Annotated in this window: 18 protein-coding genes; 15 read left to right on the top strand and 3 right to left on the bottom strand. The window is 63.3% G+C overall.

Annotated features, from left to right (window positions below; all coding sequences use genetic code 11):
* Window positions 1–42 precede the first annotated feature (42 nt).
* The 4 genes from AB4048_RS04830 to xylA all read left to right on the top strand — a co-directional run bounded on the left by AB4048_RS04830 (window position 43) and on the right by xylA (window position 5,786).
* A complete protein-coding gene (locus AB4048_RS04830; protein ID WP_442200783.1) occupies window positions 43–1,629 on the top strand; it encodes a DHA2 family efflux MFS transporter permease subunit in 1,587 nt (528 codons plus the stop codon).
* A 230-nt stretch (window positions 1,630–1,859) separates the two neighbouring features.
* Window positions 1,860–2,885 (top strand): LacI family DNA-binding transcriptional regulator, encoded by a 1,026-nt coding sequence (locus tag AB4048_RS04825; protein ID WP_442200782.1) that lies wholly within the window; start codon window positions 1,860–1,862, stop codon window positions 2,883–2,885.
* A 20-nt stretch (window positions 2,886–2,905) separates the two neighbouring features.
* Window positions 2,906–4,360 (top strand): xylulokinase, encoded by a 1,455-nt coding sequence (xylB, locus tag AB4048_RS04820; protein WP_442200781.1) that lies wholly within the window; start codon window positions 2,906–2,908, stop codon window positions 4,358–4,360.
* Window positions 4,361–4,475: 115 nt separating this feature from the next.
* Window positions 4,476–5,786 carry a xylose isomerase gene (xylA, locus tag AB4048_RS04815; RefSeq protein WP_442200780.1) on the top strand — a complete coding sequence of 437 codons (1,311 nt, stop codon included), beginning with the start codon at window positions 4,476–4,478 and terminating at the stop codon, window positions 5,784–5,786.
* Window positions 5,787–5,842: 56 nt separating this feature from the next.
* Here the strand turns inward: xylA and AB4048_RS04810 are convergent, their stop codons facing one another.
* Window positions 5,843–7,621, bottom strand: a complete 1,779-nt coding sequence (locus AB4048_RS04810; RefSeq protein WP_442200779.1) for an adenylate/guanylate cyclase domain-containing protein — start codon at window positions 7,619–7,621, stop codon at window positions 5,843–5,845.
* 68 nt (window positions 7,622–7,689) lie between these two features.
* A complete protein-coding gene (locus AB4048_RS04805; protein ID WP_442200778.1) occupies window positions 7,690–8,721 on the bottom strand; it encodes a LacI family DNA-binding transcriptional regulator in 1,032 nt (343 codons plus the stop codon).
* A gap of 166 nt (window positions 8,722–8,887) precedes the next feature.
* Here AB4048_RS04805 and AB4048_RS04800 point away from each other — a divergent pair, with 166 nt between their 5' ends.
* From AB4048_RS04800 to AB4048_RS04765, 8 genes are all read left to right on the top strand, one after another.
* Complete coding sequence (locus AB4048_RS04800; protein ID WP_442200777.1) at window positions 8,888–10,414, top strand: sugar ABC transporter ATP-binding protein; 1,527 nt, start codon at window positions 8,888–8,890, stop codon at window positions 10,412–10,414.
* A gap of 79 nt (window positions 10,415–10,493) precedes the next feature.
* On the top strand, window positions 10,494–11,498 hold the full coding sequence (locus AB4048_RS04795; RefSeq protein ID WP_442200776.1) for an ABC transporter permease: 1,005 nt from the start codon (window positions 10,494–10,496) through the stop codon (window positions 11,496–11,498).
* Between the two features lie 86 nt (window positions 11,499–11,584).
* Window positions 11,585–12,532, top strand: coding sequence for a substrate-binding domain-containing protein (locus tag AB4048_RS04790; RefSeq protein WP_442200775.1), 948 nt, complete (start codon window positions 11,585–11,587; stop codon window positions 12,530–12,532).
* A gap of 246 nt (window positions 12,533–12,778) precedes the next feature.
* Window positions 12,779–13,834, top strand: coding sequence for a sugar phosphate isomerase/epimerase family protein (locus tag AB4048_RS04785; RefSeq protein ID WP_442200774.1), 1,056 nt, complete (start codon window positions 12,779–12,781; stop codon window positions 13,832–13,834).
* A gap of 165 nt (window positions 13,835–13,999) precedes the next feature.
* Window positions 14,000–15,187, top strand: coding sequence for a Gfo/Idh/MocA family protein (locus tag AB4048_RS04780; protein WP_442200773.1), 1,188 nt, complete (start codon window positions 14,000–14,002; stop codon window positions 15,185–15,187).
* 251 nt (window positions 15,188–15,438) lie between these two features.
* Window positions 15,439–17,040 (top strand): ABC-F family ATP-binding cassette domain-containing protein, encoded by a 1,602-nt coding sequence (locus AB4048_RS04775; protein WP_442200772.1) that lies wholly within the window; start codon window positions 15,439–15,441, stop codon window positions 17,038–17,040.
* 137 nt (window positions 17,041–17,177) lie between these two features.
* Complete coding sequence (locus tag AB4048_RS04770; RefSeq protein ID WP_442200771.1) at window positions 17,178–18,566, top strand: GH1 family beta-glucosidase; 1,389 nt, start codon at window positions 17,178–17,180, stop codon at window positions 18,564–18,566.
* A 125-nt stretch (window positions 18,567–18,691) separates the two neighbouring features.
* Window positions 18,692–19,234, top strand: a complete 543-nt coding sequence (locus AB4048_RS04765; RefSeq protein ID WP_442200770.1) for an NADPH-dependent FMN reductase — start codon at window positions 18,692–18,694, stop codon at window positions 19,232–19,234.
* Window positions 19,235–19,244: 10 nt separating this feature from the next.
* Here the strand turns inward: AB4048_RS04765 and trhO are convergent, their stop codons facing one another.
* Complete coding sequence (gene trhO, locus AB4048_RS04760) at window positions 19,245–20,186, bottom strand: oxygen-dependent tRNA uridine(34) hydroxylase TrhO (protein ID WP_442200769.1); 942 nt, start codon at window positions 20,184–20,186, stop codon at window positions 19,245–19,247.
* Between the two features lie 279 nt (window positions 20,187–20,465).
* Between trhO and AB4048_RS04755 the strand changes: the two genes are divergently transcribed.
* The 3 genes from AB4048_RS04755 to AB4048_RS04745 all read left to right on the top strand — a co-directional run bounded on the left by AB4048_RS04755 (window position 20,466) and on the right by AB4048_RS04745 (window position 22,255).
* Window positions 20,466–21,104 carry a 2-dehydro-3-deoxy-phosphogluconate aldolase gene (locus tag AB4048_RS04755; RefSeq protein ID WP_442200768.1) on the top strand — a complete coding sequence of 213 codons (639 nt, stop codon included), beginning with the start codon at window positions 20,466–20,468 and terminating at the stop codon, window positions 21,102–21,104.
* A 237-nt stretch (window positions 21,105–21,341) separates the two neighbouring features.
* Window positions 21,342–22,034 (top strand): GNAT family N-acetyltransferase, encoded by a 693-nt coding sequence (locus tag AB4048_RS04750; protein ID WP_442200767.1) that lies wholly within the window; start codon window positions 21,342–21,344, stop codon window positions 22,032–22,034.
* Complete coding sequence (locus AB4048_RS04745) at window positions 22,031–22,255, top strand: hypothetical protein (protein ID WP_442200766.1); 225 nt, start codon at window positions 22,031–22,033, stop codon at window positions 22,253–22,255. Before AB4048_RS04750 ends, AB4048_RS04745 begins: the two co-directional genes overlap by 4 nt.
* Window positions 22,256–22,269 lie beyond the last annotated feature (14 nt).

Here is a 22,269-nt window from a genome sequence, read left to right as displayed (position 1 = left end):
CCGCGACAACCCGGAAATCGCTCCAGTATCCGGAGGGCCCCGATGGCCTCTGCATCCGCCACAGCCGGTTCGGCCGCACCCGCGGCTGATCACATGGACCCGCGCCGTCTCATCGCCTTCTTCGCGATGGTGCTCGGCATGTTCATGTCTATCCTCGACATCCAGATCGTGTCGGCGTCGCTCGCCGAGATCCAGGCCGGCCTCAGCGCCGGCTCGGACGAGATCGGCTGGGTGCAGACCGCCTATCTGATCGCCGAGGTGATCATGATCCCGCTGTCCGGCACGCTGGCGCGGATCATATCCACCCGCTATCTCTTCGCCATATCGGCGGCCGGTTTCACGGTCGCGAGCGCTCTTGCGGCGACGGCGACGAACATCGACCAGATGATCGTCTATCGCGCGATCCAGGGCTTCATCGGCGGCGGCATGATTCCGTCGGTATTCGCGGCCGCCTTCACGATCTTTCCGCCGTCCAAGCGCAGCATCGTCTCGCCGATCATCGGTCTGATCGCGACGCTCGCGCCGACCATCGGCCCGACAGTCGGCGGCTATCTCAGCCACGCCTTCTCCTGGCACTGGCTCTTCCTGGTCAATATTCCGCCGGGCATCGCCGTCACCATCATCACCTGGAATTTCATCGACTTCGACAAGCCTGAATGGTCGCTGATGAAGAAGTTCGACTGGTGGGGGCTGCTGTCGATGGGCGTCTTTCTCGGCGCACTCGAATATGTGCTCGAGGAAGGCAACAGCAACGACTGGTTCAACGACACCAACATCGTGATTGCCGCCGTCGCCTCGGTTGTCGCGGCCGTCGTGTTCTTCTACAGGGCCTTCGCGGTCGAGTTCCCGGTCGTGGACCTCAGATCGTTCTCGAACAAGAATTTTGCCCTGGGCTCGCTGTTCTCATTCGTCATGGGCATAGGTCTCTATGGTCTGACCTATATCTACCCGGTCTATCTCGGTCGCATCCGCGGATATGATTCGCTGATGATCGGCGAAACCATGTTCGTATCGGGCCTGGCGATGTTCTTCACCGCGCCGCTGGCGGGCTTCCTGTCGGCCCGCATGGATCTAAGGGCGATGATGGCGATCGGGTTTGCGAGCTTCGCCTCGGGCACCTACATCATGGCGCATCTGACCGCCGATTGGGACTTCTGGGAGTTGTTCATCCCGCAGATCCTGCGCGGCGTCGGACTGATGCTTTGCATGGTGCCGATCAACAACATCGCGCTCGGCACGCTGCCGCCCGCCCGCATACGTAACGCGTCCGGCCTCTTCAACCTGACGCGAAATCTCGGCGGGGCGGTGGGGCTTGCGGTCATCAACACCGTTTTGACCAACCGCCAGGACGTCCACTACACACGCCTGCGCGAAAGCGTGCAATGGGGCAACGAGATGGCGATGGAGCGCATGCACAACATGGCCGCCAACTTCGATGCCTATGGGCTCGATGGCGCCACGGCCGCCATCAAGCAACTCGTCAACATGGCCGAACGGCAGGCGATCATTCTATCCTTCGGCGACATCTTCATGATGCTGACGGTGCTGTTCATGGCCATGATCCTCGGGGTCCTGCTCATCAACAAGCCGCAGCCGCCGCCCGCAGGCGCCGGTGGCGGCGGCCACTAAGTATCTCTCACGCAATTCCGGATTTCCCGGAGTTGCTCTCGTTCCACGCTCGATCCTCCCAAGATCGCGTCCAAGGACCAGCGGCGGCTTCAAGCCTCCGCTGGTCTTTTTGATTTTCGCGGCTTCCGCGCGCAAGGTTTTCCCAGTCTGCCTGCGTTCGGAGGTCGCGGCATGAATTTCTGATTTACGTACATCAAAATCTGTTCTATGGATCTTTCGAGGGGGAACAGATGAGACCGACCGTGCATGATATCGCAGCCGTAGCAGGGGTCAGCCTGGCAACCGTCGATCGGGTGCTCAACCAGCGTCCGGGCGTGCGCGAGATCACGCGCTTGCGTGTCGAGGACGCGATCCGCACGATCGGATACGTGCGCGACGTGGCTGCCGCCAATCTTGCCAAGGGGCGTATTTATCCGCTCGTCTTCATTCTTCCGACCAATGACAATTCCTTCATGCGCAGCCTGCATGACGAAGTTCTTCAGGCTGGTGCTCGCGCCAATACGGAACGCACGGATATCCGCATCGTCGAGGTTCCGGCCTTCGATCCCGGCGCCCTCGTTCATGCCCTCGATCAGTTGATCGACGAGCATCCGGCGGGCGTGGCGCTCGTGGCGACCGATGCGCCGGAAGTGCGCGAGGCGGTCGACCGGCTGGTTGACGCCGGCATTCCTGTCGTGACGCTTGTCTCCGATCTGACCGGGTCCCGCCGCGACCACTATGCGGGTGTCGACAACGTCGCGGCCGGACGTACCGCAGCCAGGCTGCTTGGCCGTTTTCTCGGAGCGCAGGCGGGACATATTCTCGTTTTGGCCGGCTCGATGCTCGTGCGCGACCATCGCGAGCGGCTTGAAGGTTTTGCCGCACTGATGGCCGACGAGTTCCCACGCATGGCGGTTCTGCCGGTGCTCGAAGGCCGGGACGATCCGGAGCTCGCCAACGCTCTGGTTTCCGACGCGCTTTCCAAGGACAGCAATATTATCGGCATCTACAGTCTGGGCGCCGGCAATCGCGGTCTGATCCGCGCGTTGAAGGCGGGGGGAAACGGCAAGGACCTCACGGTCATCGCCCACGAGCTTACGGAATACAGCGTCACGGCGCTCAAGGATGGCACGATTGATGCTATCCTCAATCAGGATGCCGGACACGAGGTGCGCAGCGCCATCCGTGTCCTGAAGGCAAAGGCCGACGGCCTCGGAGTCATCGCCGCGCAGGAGCGGATCAGGCTCGACATATTCCTAAAAGACAATCTGCCCTAAGGGCAACGGGAGAAAACATCATGTATCTGGGTATCGACCTCGGAACGTCGGGTGTCAAAGCCATGCTGATCGACGGCGATCAGCGGATCATCGGTTCCGCAAACGGTTCGCTCGATGTCTCGCGTCCGCATCCGGGCTGGTCCGAACAGGCTCCGGCCGACTGGGTCCGCGCAACCGAGCAGGCGGTCGCCGGCCTCAGGGCCAAGCACCCTAGGGAACTCGCCGCTGTCAGCGGCATCGGGCTTTCCGGCCAGATGCATGGCGCAACGCTGCTCGACGCCGAGGACCGCGTGCTTCGCCCCTGCATTCTGTGGAACGATACCCGCAGCCACGCGGAAGCTGCCGCCCTCGACGCCGATCCGCGTTTCCGGGCCCTGACGGGCAACATCGTGTTTCCGGGTTTCACCGCGCCGAAACTTGCCTGGGTCGCCAAGCATGAGCCCGAGATCTTTGCCAGGGTTCGCTGGGTGCTGCTGCCGAAGGACTATCTGAGGCTCTGGCTGACCGGCGAGCACTTGTCGGAAATGTCGGACTCGGCCGGCACCTCCTGGCTCGACACCGGCAAGCGCAAGTGGTCGCCGGAACTGCTCGCGGCCACCGGCCTGGACGAAACGAAAATGCCCGGCCTGGTCGAGGGTACGGCCGAGGCCGGCAAACTGCGCGGCTCGCTTGCGGCTGAGTGGGGCATTTCAGGCGAGGTGATCGTTGCCGGCGGCGCCGGCGACAATGCGGCCTCCGCCTGTGGTATGGGCACGGTCAGCGACGGTGCGGCGTTCGTCTCGCTTGGCACCTCCGGCGTGCTGTTTGCCGCAAACGGCTCCTACCTGCCGAAACCGGAGAGCGCCGTTCACGCCTTCTGCCATGCGCTTCCGAACACCTGGCACCAGATGGGCGTCATCCTGTCGGCGACGGATGCCCTCAACTGGCACTCCGGCGTGACCGGCAAATCGGCTGCCGACCTCACCGGCGAACTCGGCGAGACGTTGAAGGCGCCGTCGAGCGTCACTTTCCTTCCCTATCTTTCGGGCGAGCGCACGCCGCATAACGACGCCGCCATCCGCGGCGCCTTCATCGGCCTTGGCCACGAAAGCAGCCGCGCCGTGCTGACGCAGGCCGTGCTCGAGGGCGTGACTTTCGCCATCCGCGACAACCTCGAGGCGCTGCGCTCGGCCGGCACCGATATTTCTCGCGTGACGGCGATCGGCGGCGGCTCGCGTTCGCGCTACTGGCTGGCCTCGATCGCGACGGCGCTCGGCGTGCCCGTGGACCTGCCGGCCGACGGCGACTTCGGCGCTGCCTTCGGTGCCGCCCGCCTCGGCCTCATCGCCGCCACCGGTGCCGATCCCGTCGCGGTCTGCTCGGCGCCCAAGACCGCAGGCACGATCGAGCCGGTCGCCAGTCTGGCGGGGGCTTACGAGGAGGCTTACCGGCGCTACCGCGCCCTTTATCCGGCGATCAAATCGCTGGCGCATTGAGACAGCTCTGCCCCTCACCCGAGCCCACTCCCCGCCTGCGGGGAGAAGGTGGCGGCAGCCGGATGAGGGGCTGCACGAACAAAAAACAGACTAAGACAACCCAAGGAGACATGACATGAGCACCGGATTTTTCGGCGATATCCAGAAGGTAAAATACGAAGGCGCGGACAGCACCAATCCGCTTGCCTTCCGCCACTACAACAAGGACGAAGTCCTGCTCGGCAAGCGCATGGAAGACCATCTGCGCTTTGCCGTCGCCTACTGGCACACCTTCACCTGGCCGGGCGGCGACCCCTTCGGCGGCCAGACGTTCCTGCGTCCCTGGTTCGAGGACACCATGAAGGCCGCCAAGCTCAAGGCCGACGTCGCCTTCGAATTCTTCCAGCTTCTCGGCGCCCCCTATTACTGCTTCCACGACGCCGACGTGCGCCCGGAAGGCAAGAATTTTGCCGAGAACACCAAGAACCTCAACGAGATCGTCGACTATTTTGCCGAAAAGCAGGCCGCGACCGGCGTCAAGCTGCTCTGGGGCACGGCCAACCTCTTCTCCAACCGCCGCTACATGTCGGGTGCGGCGACCAATCCGGATCCGGAAGTATTCGGCTTTGCGGCAGCGACCGTGAAGACCTGCCTGGACGCCACCCAGAAGCTCGGCGGCGAGAACTATGTGCTGTGGGGCGGCCGCGAAGGCTATGAGACCCTGCTCAACACGGATCTCAAGCGTGAACTCGACCAGCTCGGCCGCTTCCTCAACCTCGTCGTCGAGTACAAGCACAAGATCGGCTTCAAGGGCGCGATCCTGATCGAGCCGAAGCCGCAGGAGCCGACCAAGCACCAGTACGACTACGACGTCGCGACCGTCTACGGCTTCCTGAAGGCCCATGGCCTCGAAAACGAGGTCAAGGTCAATATCGAGCAGGGCCACGCGATCCTCGCCGGCCATTCCTTCGAGCACGAGCTGGCGCTTGCCAACGCGCTTGGCATCTTCGGTTCGATCGACATGAACCGCAACGACTACCAGTCGGGTTGGGACACCGACCAGTTCCCGAACAACGTTCCGGAAATGGCGCTCGCCTACTACCAGGTTCTGGCGGGCGGCGGCTTCAAGAGCGGCGGCACCAACTTCGACGCCAAGGTTCGCCGTCAGTCGCTGGACCCCGAGGACCTCTTGGCCGCGCATGTCGGCGGCATGGATTGCTGCGCCCGCGGCCTGAAGGCGGCTGCCAAGATGATCGAGGACAAGGCCCTGTCGAAGCCGCTCGCCGATCGCTACGCCGGCTGGGATTCCGCCGAAGCGCAGAAGGTCTTCCGCGGCGAATACTCGCTGGGTGAGATCGCCCACTGGGTTGAAAGCAACGACATCAATCCGCAGCCGAAGTCCGGCCGCCAGGAAATCCTGGAAAACGTCGTCAACCGCTACGTCTGACGGCCATCGACTGCCGCGCTCTCCAAGTTTGGGGGGCGCGGCAGCATTCGGCCCTGTCATTCGGCAGGCAGGCCGGCCTCCTCAAGGTCGCCGATGAATCGATCGACAAAGGACTGCGGCATCACGCAGGTCTCGCCGAAATAAAACTCCCTCCGTCCGGTCGCCGCGGTCATTCCGGGCCTGAAGCGCAAGAGTTCGGCTTTCGCCTCCATTGTCTCTGCCGCTTTCCCCCGCCCTCCAAGCACCGCCAGCAGGATCATGGCGGGCCAGAAGGTGCTGTTTGCCTGGCGCAGCGCCGACCGCGCGGCGTCGGTGGCCTCCTCCATGCGGCCGGCCTGATAGTGGGCGATCGCGAGGATGGTGTAGAAGGTCCACAGATGCGGGTCGCGTGGGCTCAAGCGAAACGCCTCGCGGATCTCGGCGATCCCTTCCTCGGGCCGTTCGACATAGCAGAGCGCCTGTCCGAGCGCGAAATGCGCCTGCGCGAAGCTCGGATCCATTGCGAGCGCGTTGCGAAGATGCGCGATCCCCACCTCCGCCGCGCCGCTCAGAACCCGCGCGCGGCCAAGTGCCAGATGCGCGGCCGGCTCGCGTTCGTCGAGAGCGATCGCCCTTTCAGAGAGCTCCAAGGCGTCGCGGATGCGCTGAGCGCGATCATCCATCGCCCCATACCAGCCAAGCTGAATGTGGACATAGGCAAGGCGCGCATGCGCCTGGGCAAAGCCAGGGTCGATGACGATCGCCCGCTCCAGAAGCTCCCGTGCAACGGTGAGGTCGGGGAGCGTGAACTTGTAGAGATGCCAGAGGCCTTTGAGATAGGTCTCCCAAGCGTTCATGTCGGGAACGGTCCGCCCGCGCAGCGCCGCGAATTCGATCGCATCGAGCTCCGGCTCGAGCGTCCCGGTGATCTCGGCGGCAATCTCGTCCTGCAGGGTGAAGACGTCGTCCAACATGCGATCGTAGCGTTCCGCCCATAGCAGCGTTCCGTCTTCGCCGGAGAGCAATTGCGCGGTGATGCGGATGCGCGACCCCGCTCGCCGCACGCTTCCCTCGAGCACGTATCTGACGCCGAGATCCTGCGCCACCTTGCGCACGTCGACCGACCGTCCCTTGTAGGTGAAGGAGGAGTTGCGCGCGGCAACGAAGAGCCAGCGGCAGCGGGCGAGCGTGGCGATGAGTTCTTCGGTGAAGCCGTCGGAGAAATGTTCCTGCTCGGCCACGTCCGACATGTTGGCGAAAGGCAGAACGGCGAGGGAAGGGCGGTTGCGATGCGGCAAAAGCGAGGCTTCCCCGGCCGGGCGAGCGTCCCCATGGTCGGCCACGCCGTCCGGCGTCCAGCGCCAGACGTGGACGGGACTGGCGATATTCTTGAGGCGCTGCAAGCCCATGTCCGTCGCTTCGAACCTCATCTTCGCCGCGATCTGGTCATGGACTTGCTGAGAGACGCAAAGTCCGCCCGGCGGAGCAATCTCCTGCAGGCGGGCGGCGACGTTGACACCGTCGCCGTAAATGTCGTTGCTTTCGACCAGGACGTCGCCGAGATGCACCCCGATGCGCAGTTCCATGCGCCGCGTCGGCTCGATCCCTTCGTTGCGCTGGATCATCGCCCTCTGGATCTGCAGGGCGCAGGTGAGCGCATCCACCACGCTTGCAAACTCGGCAAGCGTGCCGTCGCCGATAAGCTTGACGATGCGTCCTTGGTGTTCGGCGATCAGCGGGGCGATCAATTCCCTGCGATGCGCTTTCAGCGCCTCGAATGTTCCGGCTTCGTCGATGCTCATCAGCCGGCTGTAGCCCACCACGTCCGCATCCAAGATCGCTGCCAGTCGCCGCATCTTGAGCCAACCTCCGAGGGTCCCAAGATTAGCATGACGTGGCAATAAGTCTATGCGAGGGCGCGCCGCTACCGCTTCTGCCAGTTGCGCGGAGGTGCGGAAACGGAGTTTCGGACAATCAGGTCGGGACGCAGCAGGATTTCCGTTTCGGCCGGCTCGCCGTTTGAAAGGAGTTCCAGCAGCAGCGCCATCGCCTGCTTGCCGATCCCCGTGCGTGGCTGGCGGATGGTGGTGAGCGAGGGGTTCATGAAGCCGGCTTGCGGCACGTCGTCGAAACCGGTCACCGAGAAATCGCGGGGAATGTCGTAACCGCGTGCCCCGAGCCCGATCATCACGCCGATCGCGGTCTGGTCGTTGACGCACATGAACGCGGTCGGCAGCGTGTCGCGCATGAAAAGCTGTTCGACCGCATGGCGGCCGCTCTCGATCGTGCCGTCGCCTTCGAGCACGATGCGGATATCCTGAGGAACACCCGCGGCGTCGAGCCCTTCATCATAGCCTTGCCGACGGCGCGTATAGGCAAGCCGGGTGCGAGACTCGCCGATGAAGGCGATCTTGCGGTGGCCTTCCGCGAGCAGCAGGTCGACGGCCTTGCGCGCGCCTTCCGTATCGTCGACACCGACGTAGGGAATGCCACCGTTGAAGACCGGCTCGAAGACGCCGACACTCGGCGGCAATCTGGCCGTCATCGTCTGATGGCCGAAGGGAAGGATGCCGGTGAAGAGGATCAGCCCCGCCGCCTGGTTGGAATTGAGGAATTTCAGGTATTCGAGGCCGCGCTGGGCGTCATTCTGCGTGTGGCCGATAAGCACGCCGTAACCGTGCGACCGCGCCTCGTTTTCCAGCCCGACAAGGATGTTGGAGAAGTTAGGGTCGCCGATATCAGGCGCCACCACGAGGATCATATTGGAACGGCCAAGCCTCAGGCTGCGCGCCATGGCATTGGTCGTATAGCCGGTGATCGCGATTGCCTGGTTGACCTTCAACCGCGTCGAATTGGCCACCTTTTCGGGATTGTGGATGGCGCGCGAAACCGTGGCAATGGAAACCTCGGCGATCCGGGCGACGTCCTCGATTGTTGCAGGCGTGGAATTCGACACTGGGCTCTGCCTTGGGGCTGTCTTCGCCGAACACTACACAGACTTGCCGACAGGTCAAAGGCACGCCCCAACACATCTGTGAATACCACCAATGTAAACCTTTACATGGTCGATGTAAAGGTTTACATATGGCTCAAGCGGATGGGAGACCGCAGGGAGGAAGTCAATGGACCTGGATAGTGCGGAGGCCGCACCGGTGGTGCTGGCGGGCCGGCGCATATGCAAATCCTTCAATGGAGTGCAGGTTCTCTTCAGCGTCAATTTCGAGCTGCGCGCCGGCGAAATCCATGCCCTGATGGGCGAGAATGGTGCCGGAAAATCCACGCTCGTCAAGGTGCTTTCCGGCTTCGAGCAGCCCACCTCGGGAGAGATCCTGCTGGACGGCCAGCCGGTGGTGCTGCCGCCGAACGGGGCGGCCGAAGCGCTCGGCATCGTTATCATCCATCAGGAATTCAATCTCGCCGATCACCTGACCGTCACCGAGAGCTTGTTTCTCGGCCGCGAGGTCACGCGTTTCGGCGTGCTCGACCGCAAGTACATGCGCGCCGAGACGCGCAAGGCGCTCGACGTGCTCGGCTCGCATGTCGATGAAAATGCGATGATCAGCACGCTTTCCATCGCCGACAAGCAGATGGTCGAGATCGCCAAGGCGATCAGCCGGGACGCCCGCGTCGTATTCATGGACGAGCCGACCGCCGTGCTTTCGCGCGAGGAGACGAGAATGCTCTTCAAGCAGGTCCGCAAGCTGCGAGACCAGGGAACGAGCTTCGTCTTCGTGTCGCACAAGCTTGACGAGGTCATGGAGCTGACCGACCGCATTACGGTGCTGCGTGACGGGCAGTGGGTGAAGATGGCGCCGACCTCCATGCTTGACGGCGAATCGATCGCCCAGCTCATGGTCGGCCGGGAATTGTCGAGCCTTTATCCCGCCAAGGTCGAGCCGAACGTGGACGAGGAAGTGGTGCTGAGCGTCCGCGGCGTCTCGACCGGCTATGTTCACGATGCGAGTTTCGATCTGCGCAAGGGCGAGGTGATCGGCTTTTCCGGCCTGATCGGCTCGGGTCGTACCGAGCTTATGGAGGCGATCGCCGGCCTGCGCTCGCGCCTTTCCGGCGAGGTGATCATCAAGGGCGAAAGCGTTCCCTCGGGCGACGTGCACGCCGCCAATCGCCGTGGCCTTGCCTATATGACCAAGGATCGCAAGGCGAAGGGTCTGTTGCTGCGCTCGAACATCATGACCAATCTGACGCTGCAATCGCTGGAACAGCATTCGGTGCACGGCTATCTCAATCCCGCAAGCGAGGCTGCGTCCCTTGCCAAGGCCAAGCGCCGTTTCGACATTCGCGTGCGCGACAGCAATATCGTCGCCGGCCGCATGTCGGGCGGCAACCAGCAGAAGCTGCTGCTCGCCAAGGTCATGGAGACCGAGCCGCAGATCATCATCATCGACGAGCCGACGCGCGGCATCGATGTCGGCACCAAGCAGCAGATCTATCATTTCATCTCGGCGCTGGCCCGCGACGGCAGGTCGATCATCGTCGTCTCCTCGGAGATGCCGGAGGTCATCGGGCTATGCACGCGCGTTGCCGTCATGCGCGAGGGGCACATCGTCGGCGTTCTCGAGGGCGACGAGATCAACGAACAGGAAATCATGCGCTACGCTGCCGGCCTGAAACGGCAGGCGGCGGCCTGAGGCGTCGCGCGCGGGCCAGGGCGGGCCGCGGACGCGAAGATAAAGAATGCCCAGGACAGACGGGAGGTTGATTTTGGCTATGAGTGTGAACGAGGAGACCCGGGAGATCCGGCGCAGATCCTGGCGTGATGTCGATCTGCGCGCAGTCGCCCCCTTTGCCGCTCTGATCCTGCTCCTCATCGTAGGGGCAATGGTCAATCCCAATTTCATCGGCATCACCAATCTCGCCAACGTTGCGACGCGCTGCGCCTTCATCGCCATCATCGCGGTCGGCGCCACCTTCGTCATCTCGGCGGGCGACCTCGATCTGTCGGTCGGCTCGATGGTGGCTTTCGTCGCCAGCCTGATGATCCTCTTGATGAATTCCGGCATGATCGCCGATCCGGTGCTGATGCTGACGGTCGCGATGGTCTTCACGGTGATCGCCGGCGCGCTCTGCGGGCTTGCAAACGGCCTTATCACCACCGTCGGCAAGATCGAGCCCTTCATCGCCACGCTCGGCACCATGGGCATCTATCGCGGCCTGACGACGTGGCTGAGCCAGGGCGGGGCGATCACGCTGCGCTCGGCCGATATCCAAGCGCTCTATAGGCCAGCCTATTTCGGCAGCATTTTCGGCGTGCCGGTGCCGATCGCCGTCATCCTCGCGGTCACCGCCTTTGCCGCCTTCATCCTCTATCGGACGCGCTATGGCCGGCATGTGGTGGCGGTAGGCTCCAACAGTGATGTGGCGCGCTATTCCGGCATTGCCGTCAATCGTGTGCGCACCATCGCCTTCGTCATCCAGGGGCTGTGCGTCGCGATCGCTGTGCTGCTCTATGTGCCGCGCCTCGGTTCGACCTCGGCAACGACAGGCATTCTCTGGGAGCTGCAGGCGATCACCGCCGTCGTCGTCGGCGGCACGGCGCTGAAGGGCGGGGCCGGGCGCGTCTGGGGCACGATCTGCGGCGCCTTCATCCTCGAACTCGTCGGCAACATCATGCTGTTGTCGAACTTCATCAGCGAATATCTGATCGGCGCCATCCAGGGGGCGATCATCATCATCGCGATGCTCGTGCAGCGGTCGCTGGTGCGCAAATCCTGAGGGTCGGTTGATTTAGAATTGGCCGGGCTCACAGGGCGCCTGGTTATAAGTGGAGAAGTCCCTGAAGTTGTTGGGAGGAAATATCAATGCGCAAACTTATGTTGGCCCTCGCGGTCACGGCGGTGACCCTTGCGGGCACGGCCTACGCCGAGGACAAGAAATTCACGATCGGCGTGTCCATCCCGGCCGCCGACCACGGCTGGACCTCGGGCGTGGTGTTCCATGCCGAGCGCGTCGCCAAGCAGCTGATGGCCGAACATCCCGGTCTTAACGTCATCGTCAAGACCTCGCCGGATGCCGCCAGCCAGGCCAACGCCGTCCAGGACCTTGACACGCAGGGCATCGACGCCCTCGTCATCCTGCCGTCTGACCCGGATCCGCTGGTCAACGCCATCAAGGAAGTCAAGAGCAAGGGCAAGTTCGTAGCGCTCGTCGACCGCGCGCCGTCGACCAACGACAACTCGGTTCGCGACCTCTACGTCGCCGGCAACAACCCGGCGCTTGGTGAAGTCGCCGGCAAGTACATCGCCGAAAAGACGCCGGACGCCGAAGTCGTCATCATCCGCGGTCTGCCGATCCCGATCGACCAGCAGCGCCAGGACGGCTTCGACAAGGGCATTGCCGGCTCGAAGGTCAAGGTTCTCGATCGCCAGTTCGGCAACTGGAACCGCGACGATGCCTTCAAGGTCATGCAGGACTATCTGACGAAGTATCCGAAGATCGACGTGGTCTGGTGCCAGGACGACGACATGGCAGTCGGCGTGCTGCAGGCGATCGACCAGGCCAAGCGGACCGACATCAAGTATGTCGTCGCGGGCGCTGGCTCGAAGGACATGGTCAAGAAGGTCATGGACGGCGACAAGATGATCCCGGTCGACGTTCTCTACCCGCCGGCAATGGTCGGTACGGCGATGACGCTCACCGCGTCCGCCCTCTACGATCAGGTTCCCGTCAGTGGCAACTACGTGCTCGACGCGACGCTGGTCACCAAGGAAAATGCGAAGAACTTCTACTTCCCGGATTCTCCGTTCTGATCTGACAAAGGTTGGATAAGCTTGGCGCCGGCCGCAAGGCCGGCGTCTCTTTTTCATGACCCGCAGGGCGGGCGACAAATTTGCTGCACGTACCTCTTGTCGCCGATGACGGGGCATGATTAGCTCGCCGCGCAATTCGATTTTGGCCGAACCGGCCAGCCCGCGCTATATCCCGAGGGGCGCCCACGCCTTTCGGTCCGGCGCGCCAGAAGACCGGCAACGGTCGATGTTCAGGAGGAAACCGACATGAAGACGATCAAGGGTCCCGCATTGTTTCTCGGGCAGTTCGCAGGCGATGCGGCACCGTTCAATTCCTGGGACGCGATCACCAAATGGGCCGCCGATACCGGCTATATCGGCGTGCAGGTTCCCACCTGGGCAAGCCAGCTTATCGATCTGAAAAAGGCCGCGACGTCCAAGGACTATTGCGACGAATTCGCCGGCAAGGCGCGCGAGAACGGCGTCGAAGTGACCGAGCTTTCGACCCACCTGCAGGGCCAGCTAGTCGCCGTGCACCCAGCCTATGACGAAGCATTCGACGGTTTTGCGGCACCCGAGGTGCGCGGCAATCCTAAGGCTCGGCAGGAATGGGCCGTCGAACAGGTGAAGATGGCGCTGTCGGCTTCGAAGAACCTCGGCATCAAGGCGCACGCCACCTTTTCCGGCGCGCTTGCCTGGCCCTTCATCTATCCCTGGCCGCAGCGTCCGGCAGGTCTCGTCGAGACCGCCTTCGACGAGCTTGCGCGCCGTTGGCGCCCGATCCTCGATCATGCCGATGCCTGCGGCGTCGACGTCTGCTACGAGATCCATCCGGGCGAGGACCTGCACGACGGCGTCACCTACGAGATGTTCCTGGAGCGTGTCGGCAACCATCCCCGCGCCAACATGCTCTATGATCCTTCGCACTACGTGCTGCAGTGCCTCGACTATCTCGACAACATCGACATCTACAAGGACCGCATCAAGATGTTCCACGTCAAGGACGCGGAATTCAATCCGACCGGCCGGCAGGGCGTCTATGGCGGCTATCAGGGCTGGGTAGAGCGCGCCGGCCGCTTCCGTTCGCTCGGCGACGGCCAGGTCGATTTCGGCGCGGTCTTCTCGAAGATGACCGCCAACAATTTCGACGGCTGGGCCGTGGTCGAGTGGGAATGCGCGCTGAAACACCCGGAGGACGGCGCGCGCGAGGGCGCGGAATTCGTCAAGGCGCATATCATCCGTGTCACGGAAAAGGCCTTCGACGATTTTGCCGGCAGCGGCACGGACCAGGCGGCCAACCGGCGGATGCTGGGGCTGGCGTAATTCTGCATGTGCCGGCTGGCTGGCCCTCACCCTAACCTCTCCCCATAGACGGGGATTGGGGACCGGGACGGCGCGGCATATCCCTTCTCCCGGCATGCGGGAGAAGGTGGCGGCAGCCGGATGAGGGGCTGCATCCGCGAAGATCACGAATATCAGGAGGAACCAATGGCAATCGAAGGATCATCGGCAGACGCGCGCGAGCCGCGTATTCGCCTCGGCATGGTCGGCGGCGGCGCCGGCGCATTCATCGGCGCGGTGCATCGCATCGCGGCGCGCATCGACGACCAGTATGAGCTGATCGCCGGCGCGTTGTCGTCGACGCCGGAAAAGGCGATGGCTTCCGGCCGCGACCTCGGCCTCGACCCGTCGCGCACCTATTCCAGCTACCGCGAGATGGCGATCCGCGAGGCGAAGCTGAAGAACGGCATCGAAGCAGTCTCGATCGTGACCCCGAACCACGTTCACTACGATGCCGCCAAGGAGTTCCTGAAGCGCGGCATCCATGTCATCTGCGACAAGCCGCTGACCTCGAACCTTGCCGATGCCAAGAAGCTGAAGAAGGTGGCCGACGAGAGCGGCGCGCTCTTCATCCTCACGCACAACTACACCGGCTATCCGATGGTGCGCCAGGCCCGCGAGATGATCGCCAACGGCGATCTCGGCGATATCCGCCTCGTGCAGGCGGAATACCCGCAGGACTGGCTGACCGAGGCTGTGGAGCAGACCGGCGCCAAGCAGGCAGTTTGGCGCACCGATCCGGCCCAGTCTGGCGCCGGCGGCTCGACCGGGGACATCGGCACCCACGCCTATAACCTCGCCTCCTTCGTCAGCGGCCTCGAACTCGACAGCCTGGCCGCCGATCTCGACAGTTTCGTCGAAGGCCGCCGCCTCGATGACAACGCCCACGTGATGCTGCGCTTCAAGGCGAAGGGCTCGGAGAAGCCGGCTAAGGGCATGCTCTGGTGCAGCCAGGTGGCGCCCGGCCACGAGAACGGCCTGAAGGTCCGCGTCTACGGCACAAAGGGCGGCCTGGAATGGGTGCAGGCGGATCCGAACTACCTCTGGTTCACGCCTTTCGGCGATCAGAAACGGCTGATCACCCGTGGCGGTGCCGGCTCGGGCGCTGCCGCCGGCCGCGTCTCGCGCATCCCTTCGGGCCATCCGGAAGGCTATCTCGAAGCCTTCGCGACGATCTATACGGAGGCGGCGCGCGCCATCAACGCGGCAAAGAAGGGCAAGCCGGTCGATCCGGCCGTCGTCTATCCGACCGTCGACGACGGCGTAAAGGGCGTGGCCTTCGTCGACGCCTGCGTTGCGTCTTCGAAGCGGAACGGCGCCTGGGTGAAGGTCTGATATTTCCGCCGCGCGGGGGCTTCTGTCCCCGCGCGCGGGCTTCCGCTGCGTTGCAGTCGTTGCGACACGCGCTTGCGAACCGAGCAGGACCGCTCGAAGCTCCCGATGGCAGGTTTGCCACGCCGTCCTTGATTTGATCTCCCCGCATGCCTAGATTGCCGATGTCGCCAATACCAACAGGATGTGTGCCGCAATGGATTTGACCGTGATTGCAATGCCAGTTCGCCTTGCTATTCGGGAGCCACATATCCATGCCTGCATCCATCACCCTGTCCGATCTTTCCTGGTCCACGCCTGACGGGCGTAGCCTTTTTTCCCATCTCGATCTGAGTTTCGGCGCCGAGCGGACCGGCCTCGTCGGCCGCAACGGCGTCGGCAAGACGACGCTTCTGAAGCTTGTCGCCGGGGAGTTGCAACCGCAATCCGGCAGCATCGCTTTTGGCGGCCGGCTCGGCGTCCTGCGCCAGGCGGTTGAGGTCGAGGAGGGCGCGACGGTCGCCGATCTCTTCGGGGCGAGCGATGCGCTTGCCGTCATCCGCCGCGCGGAAGCCGGCGAGGCGACTGTCGAGGAGCTCGCCACGGCGGACTGGACCGTCGAGGCGCGGATTACCGCCGCTTTGGAGCGCGTCGGGCTCGACGCTCAGCCTGAAACATTGCTCGCCTCGCTTTCCGGCGGGCAGCGGACCCGTGCCGGGCTTGCCGCGCTCCTGTTCGAAGAGCCCGATTTCCTGATCCTCGACGAGCCGACCAACAATCTTGACCGTGAGGGGCGCGAGGCGGTCATCGCGCTCCTTGCAAGCTGGCGCGGCGGCGCCATCGTCGTCAGCCACGACCGCGAACTGCTGGAGACCGTGGATGCGATCGTCGAGATCACCACGCTCGGCGCCCGGCGATATGGCGGCAATTGGAGCGTGTTCCAGGAGCGCAAGGCGCTCGAACTTGCCGCTGCGGAACACGATCTGGCAGACGCGGAAAGGCGCGTCTCCGATGTCGTGCGCAGCACTCAACTGGCAGCGGAGCGGCAGGCGCGGAGCGACCGGGCGGGACGCAGAAAGGGCGCGAAGGGCGATATGCCGCGCATCATCGCCGGTGGCCTCAAGCGTCAGGCCGAAAACACCGGCGGTGCCAAGGTGCGCCTTGGCGAGAAGCGCCGCGAGCTGGCAGGGGAGGAAGCATCGGCCGCGCGCGAGCGCATCGAGGTCCTGCAGCCGTTCTCCGCGCGGCTCTCGCCGACAGGTCTGCCGGCGGGGAAGGACGTGCTGCGGCTGGATGCCGTGACAGTCGGCTATCGGCCGGGCGAGCCTGTTATCGAAAACCTCTCTTTTCGCATCACCGGTCCCGACCGCGTCGCGATCGCCGGGCCGAACGGCTCGGGCAAGACGACGCTGCTGGCGCTGATCACGGGCGCCTTGCAACCATGGTCGGGTATCATATCCGTCACGACCGGCTTCTCGCTATTCGATCAGAGCGTCAGCCTGCTCGATCGGTCCCTGTCCATCCGCGAGAACTTCCGCAATCTCAACCCTTCGGCAAACGAGAATGCATGCCGGGCGGCCCTGGCGCGCTTCATGTTCAGGGCGGACGCGGCCTTGCAGCAGGTTTCGACGCTGAGCGGCGGGCAGCTGTTGCGCGCCGGCCTTGCCTGCGTGCTCGGCGGCGTCAAGCCGCCACAGCTCCTCATCCTCGATGAGCCGACGAACCATCTCGATGTCGATTCCATCGCCGCGGTGGAGACGGGGCTTAAGGCCTACGATGGCGCGCTTCTCGTCGTCAGCCATGACGCGGTCTTCCTGGAAAACATCGGCATCAGGAGAAGGCTGCAATTGCCCTCCGGCGACGAGCTCATCCAGTAGCGGCAAGTGACAAGACGCGATCGTCGATTTCTATCTGCAACGTTACAGTTTTGACATTCGCGGTCTGTACAAGGGCCCCTCCGTCGACTAAACCGCCGGCCAATATGATTGGCCCCTAATTGAGGACCGGATTTCAGATGGCTGATGCGAAGAGACTTGATCCGAAAAAATTTGCCGCCCGTTTTCCAGGCGATTTCACCTTTGGCGTGGCGACCGCTGCCTTCCAGATCGAAGGCGCCAGCAAGGCCGACGGGCGCAAGCCCTCGATCTGGGATGCGTTCTGCAACATGCCGGGCCGCGTCTTCAATCGCCACAACGGCGACGTCGCCTGCGATCACTACAACCGCCTCGAGCAGGACCTGGACCTGATCAAGGACATGGGCGTCGAGGCCTACCGCTTCTCGATCGCCTGGCCGCGCATCATTCCGGACGGAACCGGCCCGATCAACGAGCGGGGCCTCGATTTCTACGACCGTCTCGTCGACGGCTGCAAGGCGCGCGGCATCAAGACCTTCGCCACGCTCTATCACTGGGACCTGCCGCTGTTGCTTGCCGGCGACGGCGGCTGGACCGCGCGCTCGACGGCCTATGCGTTCCAGCGCTACGCCAAGACTGTCATGGCGCGCCTCGGCGACCGTCTCGATTCCGTTGCGACCTTCAACGAACCTTGGTGCATCGTCTGGCTGAGCCACCTCTATGGCATCCATGCGCCGGGTGAGCGCAACATGCAGGCGGCACTCCATGCCATGCACTACATGAACCTCGCGCACGGTCTCGGCGTCGAGGCGATCCGCGCCGAGGCGCCGAAGGTGCCGGTTGGGCTCGTCCTCAACGCGTCCTCAATCCTTCCGGGCTCCGACAGCGCGGCGGACCAGGCCGCCGGCGAGCGGGCGCACCAGTTCCACAACGGCGCCTTCTTCGATCCGGTCTTCAAGGGCGAATATCCGAAGGAGTTCCTGGAAGCGCTCGGCGACCGCATGCCGAAGATCGAGGACGGCGACCTCAAGATCATCAACCAGAAGCTCGATTGGTGGGGTCTCAACTATTACAAGCCGGACCGGGTCTTCGACGATGCGGAAAAGTCGGGCGATTTCCCGTGGACGAAGGAAGCCCCGCCTGCCAGCGACGTCAAGACCGATATCGGCTGGGAAGTCTATGCGCCTGGCCTCAAGCATCTGGTCGAAGACCTTTACCGCCGCTACGAGCTGCCGGAATGCTACATCACCGAGAACGGCGCCTGCTACAACATGGACGTCGTGAACGGCGAAGTGGATGACCAGCCCCGCCTCGACTACTACGTCGAGCATCTCGGCATCGTCGCCGATCTCATCAAGGCCGGCTACCCCATGCGCGGCTATTTCGCCTGGAGCCTGATGGACAACTTCGAATGGGCGGAGGGCTATCGCATGCGCTTCGGCCTCGTTCATGTCGACTATAAAACGCAGGTCCGCACGGTGAAGAAGAGCGGCAAGTGGTACAGCCAGCTTGCCGCCGAGTTCCCGAAGGGCAACCACAAGGTCGGTTGATCCGCCGCCCGCGATATGGTGGCGCCGTGGCGAAAGGCTGCGGCGCGCCCCGAATGCCTCGTATGGCGATTTTGCGCGCGCCGGTGCCTGTCGCACGAATCGGGCGGGTGCGATAAACCGGGGTCATGAAACCCCCAGCTCTTCATCTTTACGCGTTATGCGGCAGCCGACGGCGTCTTTCCGCAAGCCGTGCTCTTCTCGATGCTCTCCGCCGAGCCGCTCCCGATGGTGTTGCGATCGAGATCTGCGACCTGATCGGGGATCTGCCGGTCTTCAATCCCGACGACGAAGGCGAGCGAACGCCTGACATCGTGGAGCGCTTCGCGGCAATGGTCGCCGCCGCCGACGGGCTCATCGTCGCCTGTCCGGAATATGTGCACGGCATGCCCGGCGGCTTCAAGAACGCGCTCGACTGGCTCGTCTCCCGGGATGAGGTGCCGTTCAAGCCGGTGATGATCGCGCATGCTTCTCATCGCGGGGATCAGATGCTGGAGCAGCTTGCCGATGTGCTGACGACGATGTCGCTGCGCATCGTTCCAGAGGCTTTTGTCAGGTTGCCGCTTGCCGGCAAAAGCGACGAAGCGCGGGCCGCGATGCTGGAGGACGCTCGGCGAAGCGGGCTCTTGGCATCGAGCTTGACGCAGCTTGCCGCATCCATCGGTCGCTGAGCGGCGGCCGTCAACCGCCGATATGCTGCTGCCCGCGCTTGCGGGCAAGCGCGATCTGCCGCTGCCGTTCGCGGTAGCGTTCACGGTCCGCCTCGGTGCGGCTGTCGTAGCAGTGGCTGCAGGATACGCCGGCCTCATAGTGGGGCGACGTGATCTCTTCGGCGGTGATCGGGCTGCGGCAGGCGTGGCAGAGCTTGTGGTTTCCTTCCTTCAGGCCGTGCTCGACCGAGACGCGCTCGTCGAAGACGAAGCAGGCGCCTTCCCAGAGGCTTTCCTCGGGCGAAACGTCCTCCAGATACTTCAGGATGCCGCCCTTGAGGTGATAGACCTCGTCGAAACCCTGTTCCTTCATGAAGGCCGTGGCCTTTTCGCAGCGAATGCCGCCGGTGCAGTACATCGCGATCTTCGGCTTGTTGTGCAGGCCGGTATTCTGGCGCACCCACTCGGGAAACTCGCGGAAGGTCTTGGTCTTGGGATCGACCGCGCCCTTGAAGACGCCGATTGCCGTCTCGTAGTCGTTGCGCGTGTCGATGACGATCGTCTCGGGGTCGGAAATCAGGGCGTTCCAATCCTTTGGCGCGACATAGGTGCCGACGATCTTTTTGGGGTCGATATTCTCGACGCCCATGGTGACGATCTCTTTTTTCAGCCGCACCTTCATGCGCAGGAACGGCATCTTCGAGGCGCGGCTTTCCTTGTGCTCCAGCGTCGCAAATTCCGGCTGGGCGCGCAGGTAGGAGAGGACCGCCTGGATGCCGGCGTCGGAACCGGCGATCGTGCCGTTGATGCCTTCGCGCGCCAAAAGCAGCGTGCCCTTCACGCCGCTTTCGTCGCAAAGCGCCTGCAACGCGTCGCGCAGGCCTTCAACCCGCGGCACGGACACGAAATGATAAAGTGCCGCCACGCAAAAAGGGCTCGTCGGGGACGTCGATTGGGTCAGCTTGTCTGTCATAGCCCCGGAAATACAGCCTGACGGCGCTTTTCGCAATCGCGATTTAGCTGACGGCATCGCGATTGCCTTGCCCGCCCGCTCGCGTGGGATCATGCGCTTTCGGCCGATCAGCCCGGCGACGGTCGCAGCCTTGCACTGCTCTCATGCCTATTTGCGGCATTGTGGGATGCCGTTTGTTTGCTCGCTAATGCGATGGCGCGCTTCCCTTTTGGCTCGACAAAGACAAATGGTAAGTTTATCGAAGATGCAAAATTTCAATCGTTTGAAGGAGCCGGCACCATGGGCGAGAAAACCGAGAAACTTCTTTCAATTCTCAAGCTGCAGCCTGTCGTTCCGGTGCTCATCGTCGACGATGCGAAGACGGCGGTGCCGCTGGCGCGCGCGCTGGTCGCAGGTGGCCTGAAGGCAATCGAGATCACGATGCGCACCCCTGCGGCGCTCGATGCCATCCGCGCCGTGGCCGATGAAGTCGAGGGTGCCGAGGTCGGCGCGGGGACCATCCTCAACGTCGCCCATTGGGAGGCGGCGGTCGCCGCCGGTTCCCGCTTCATCGTCAGCCCCGGCACGACGCAGGAACTGCTCGACGCGGCGCGTGGCTCGCATGTGCCGCTGCTGCCGGGTGCGGCAACGGCAAGCGAAGTCATGGCGCTTCGCGAAGAGGGCTACACCGTCTTGAAGTTCTTCCCGGCCGAACAGGCAGGCGGCGCCGCTTATCTAAAGTCGCTTTCCTCGCCGCTCGCCGGCACGGTATTCTGCCCGACCGGCGGCATTTCGCTGAAGAATGCCATGGATTACCTGTCGCTGCCGAACGTCGTCTGCGTCGGCGGCTCCTGGGTCGCTCCCAAGGAACTGGTGGCGGCCGGCGACTGGCAGGGCATCACCAAGCTTGCCGCCGAGGCCGCCGCGCTGAGGGCCTGACGCTCGGCGGATTTCCTGGCCGTTGCCGGGCGGACGCTGGCCCGGCGATAGCTGATGGGTTGATCACCACTTTGAATTTGAAATGCGGCTGGGACTGCCCTAGAGCAATTCAGGAAAAGTGGACGCGGTTTTCCGTCCGGAATTGCGTAAAAACAAACAGATAGAACGTTTGCGTGTTTCGAAGAAAAACGGAAACGGTCTAAGCCGGAGAAAAATTGCGTAATTCGGAGGAAGTCGATGCGCGATCTGACCAATTGGAAGGGATGCCCGGCGCCGGCGCCCGTGGTGCTTGAAGGCCACTTCGTGCGCGTCGAGCCGCTGGATCGAGCAACCGACCTGCAGGCGCTCTGGGATGGTCTCGGCCGCATGGAAATCAATCCGCTGCTGCGCTACTTCTCCCAGCCGGATTTCGGCGGCATCGAGGATTTCGAGGCCTGGTTGATCTCGATCGGTAAGGCCGGCTGGCTGACGCTTGTCTTCCGCGAAAAGGCGAGCGGCAAGATCGTCGGCATGGCGAACTACATGCGCGCCGATCCGGCAAACGGTGTCGTCGAGGTCGGCGGCGTTGCGCATGGCGCGGAGATGAAGCGCTCGCCGCTTTCGACCGAGGCGCATTATCTGATGGCGAAACACGTGTTCGAGGACCTCGGATACCGCCGCTACGAATGGAAGTGCGACAACCGCAACGAGGCGAGCAAGATCAGCGCGACACGCTACGGCTTCACCTTCGAGGGCGTCTTCCGCCAGCACATGATTTCCAAGGGCGGCAACCGCGACACCGCCTGGTTCTCGATGATCGATACCGAGTGGCCGCTTCTTAACGCTGCATTCGAAGCCTGGCTTGCGCCTGGTAATTTCGATGCTGAAGGCAAGCAAAAGCGGCGGCTCGAGGATATCCGCTCCGAGCTTGCCAAGGACTTGGTATCTTGACGAACGAACCGGACGGAAAGCCAAAGGAGCGGTCGCCGGCAATCGCCGCGGCCATCATCCTTCTCGTCGCCGGCACAGCGCTCTACCTTCTGCCGACCGTCGTTCTGACGCTTGCGAGGATTTCTCCCTGGCTGGCAACGGTCGCCGGCGTCGCCATCATCCTCGCCTTCTTCGTGGTCTTCTGGCTGCGGGCGCGCTATCAGCGCCGGAAGGGCGACTGAGAACGGTTTTCCGT

It is taken from the genome of Rhizobium sp. RAF56 (genome assembly GCF_052113965.1).
Classification (GTDB): Bacteria; Pseudomonadota; Alphaproteobacteria; order Rhizobiales; family Rhizobiaceae; genus Rhizobium.
This window is presented reverse-complemented; position numbering and strand designations above follow the sequence as displayed.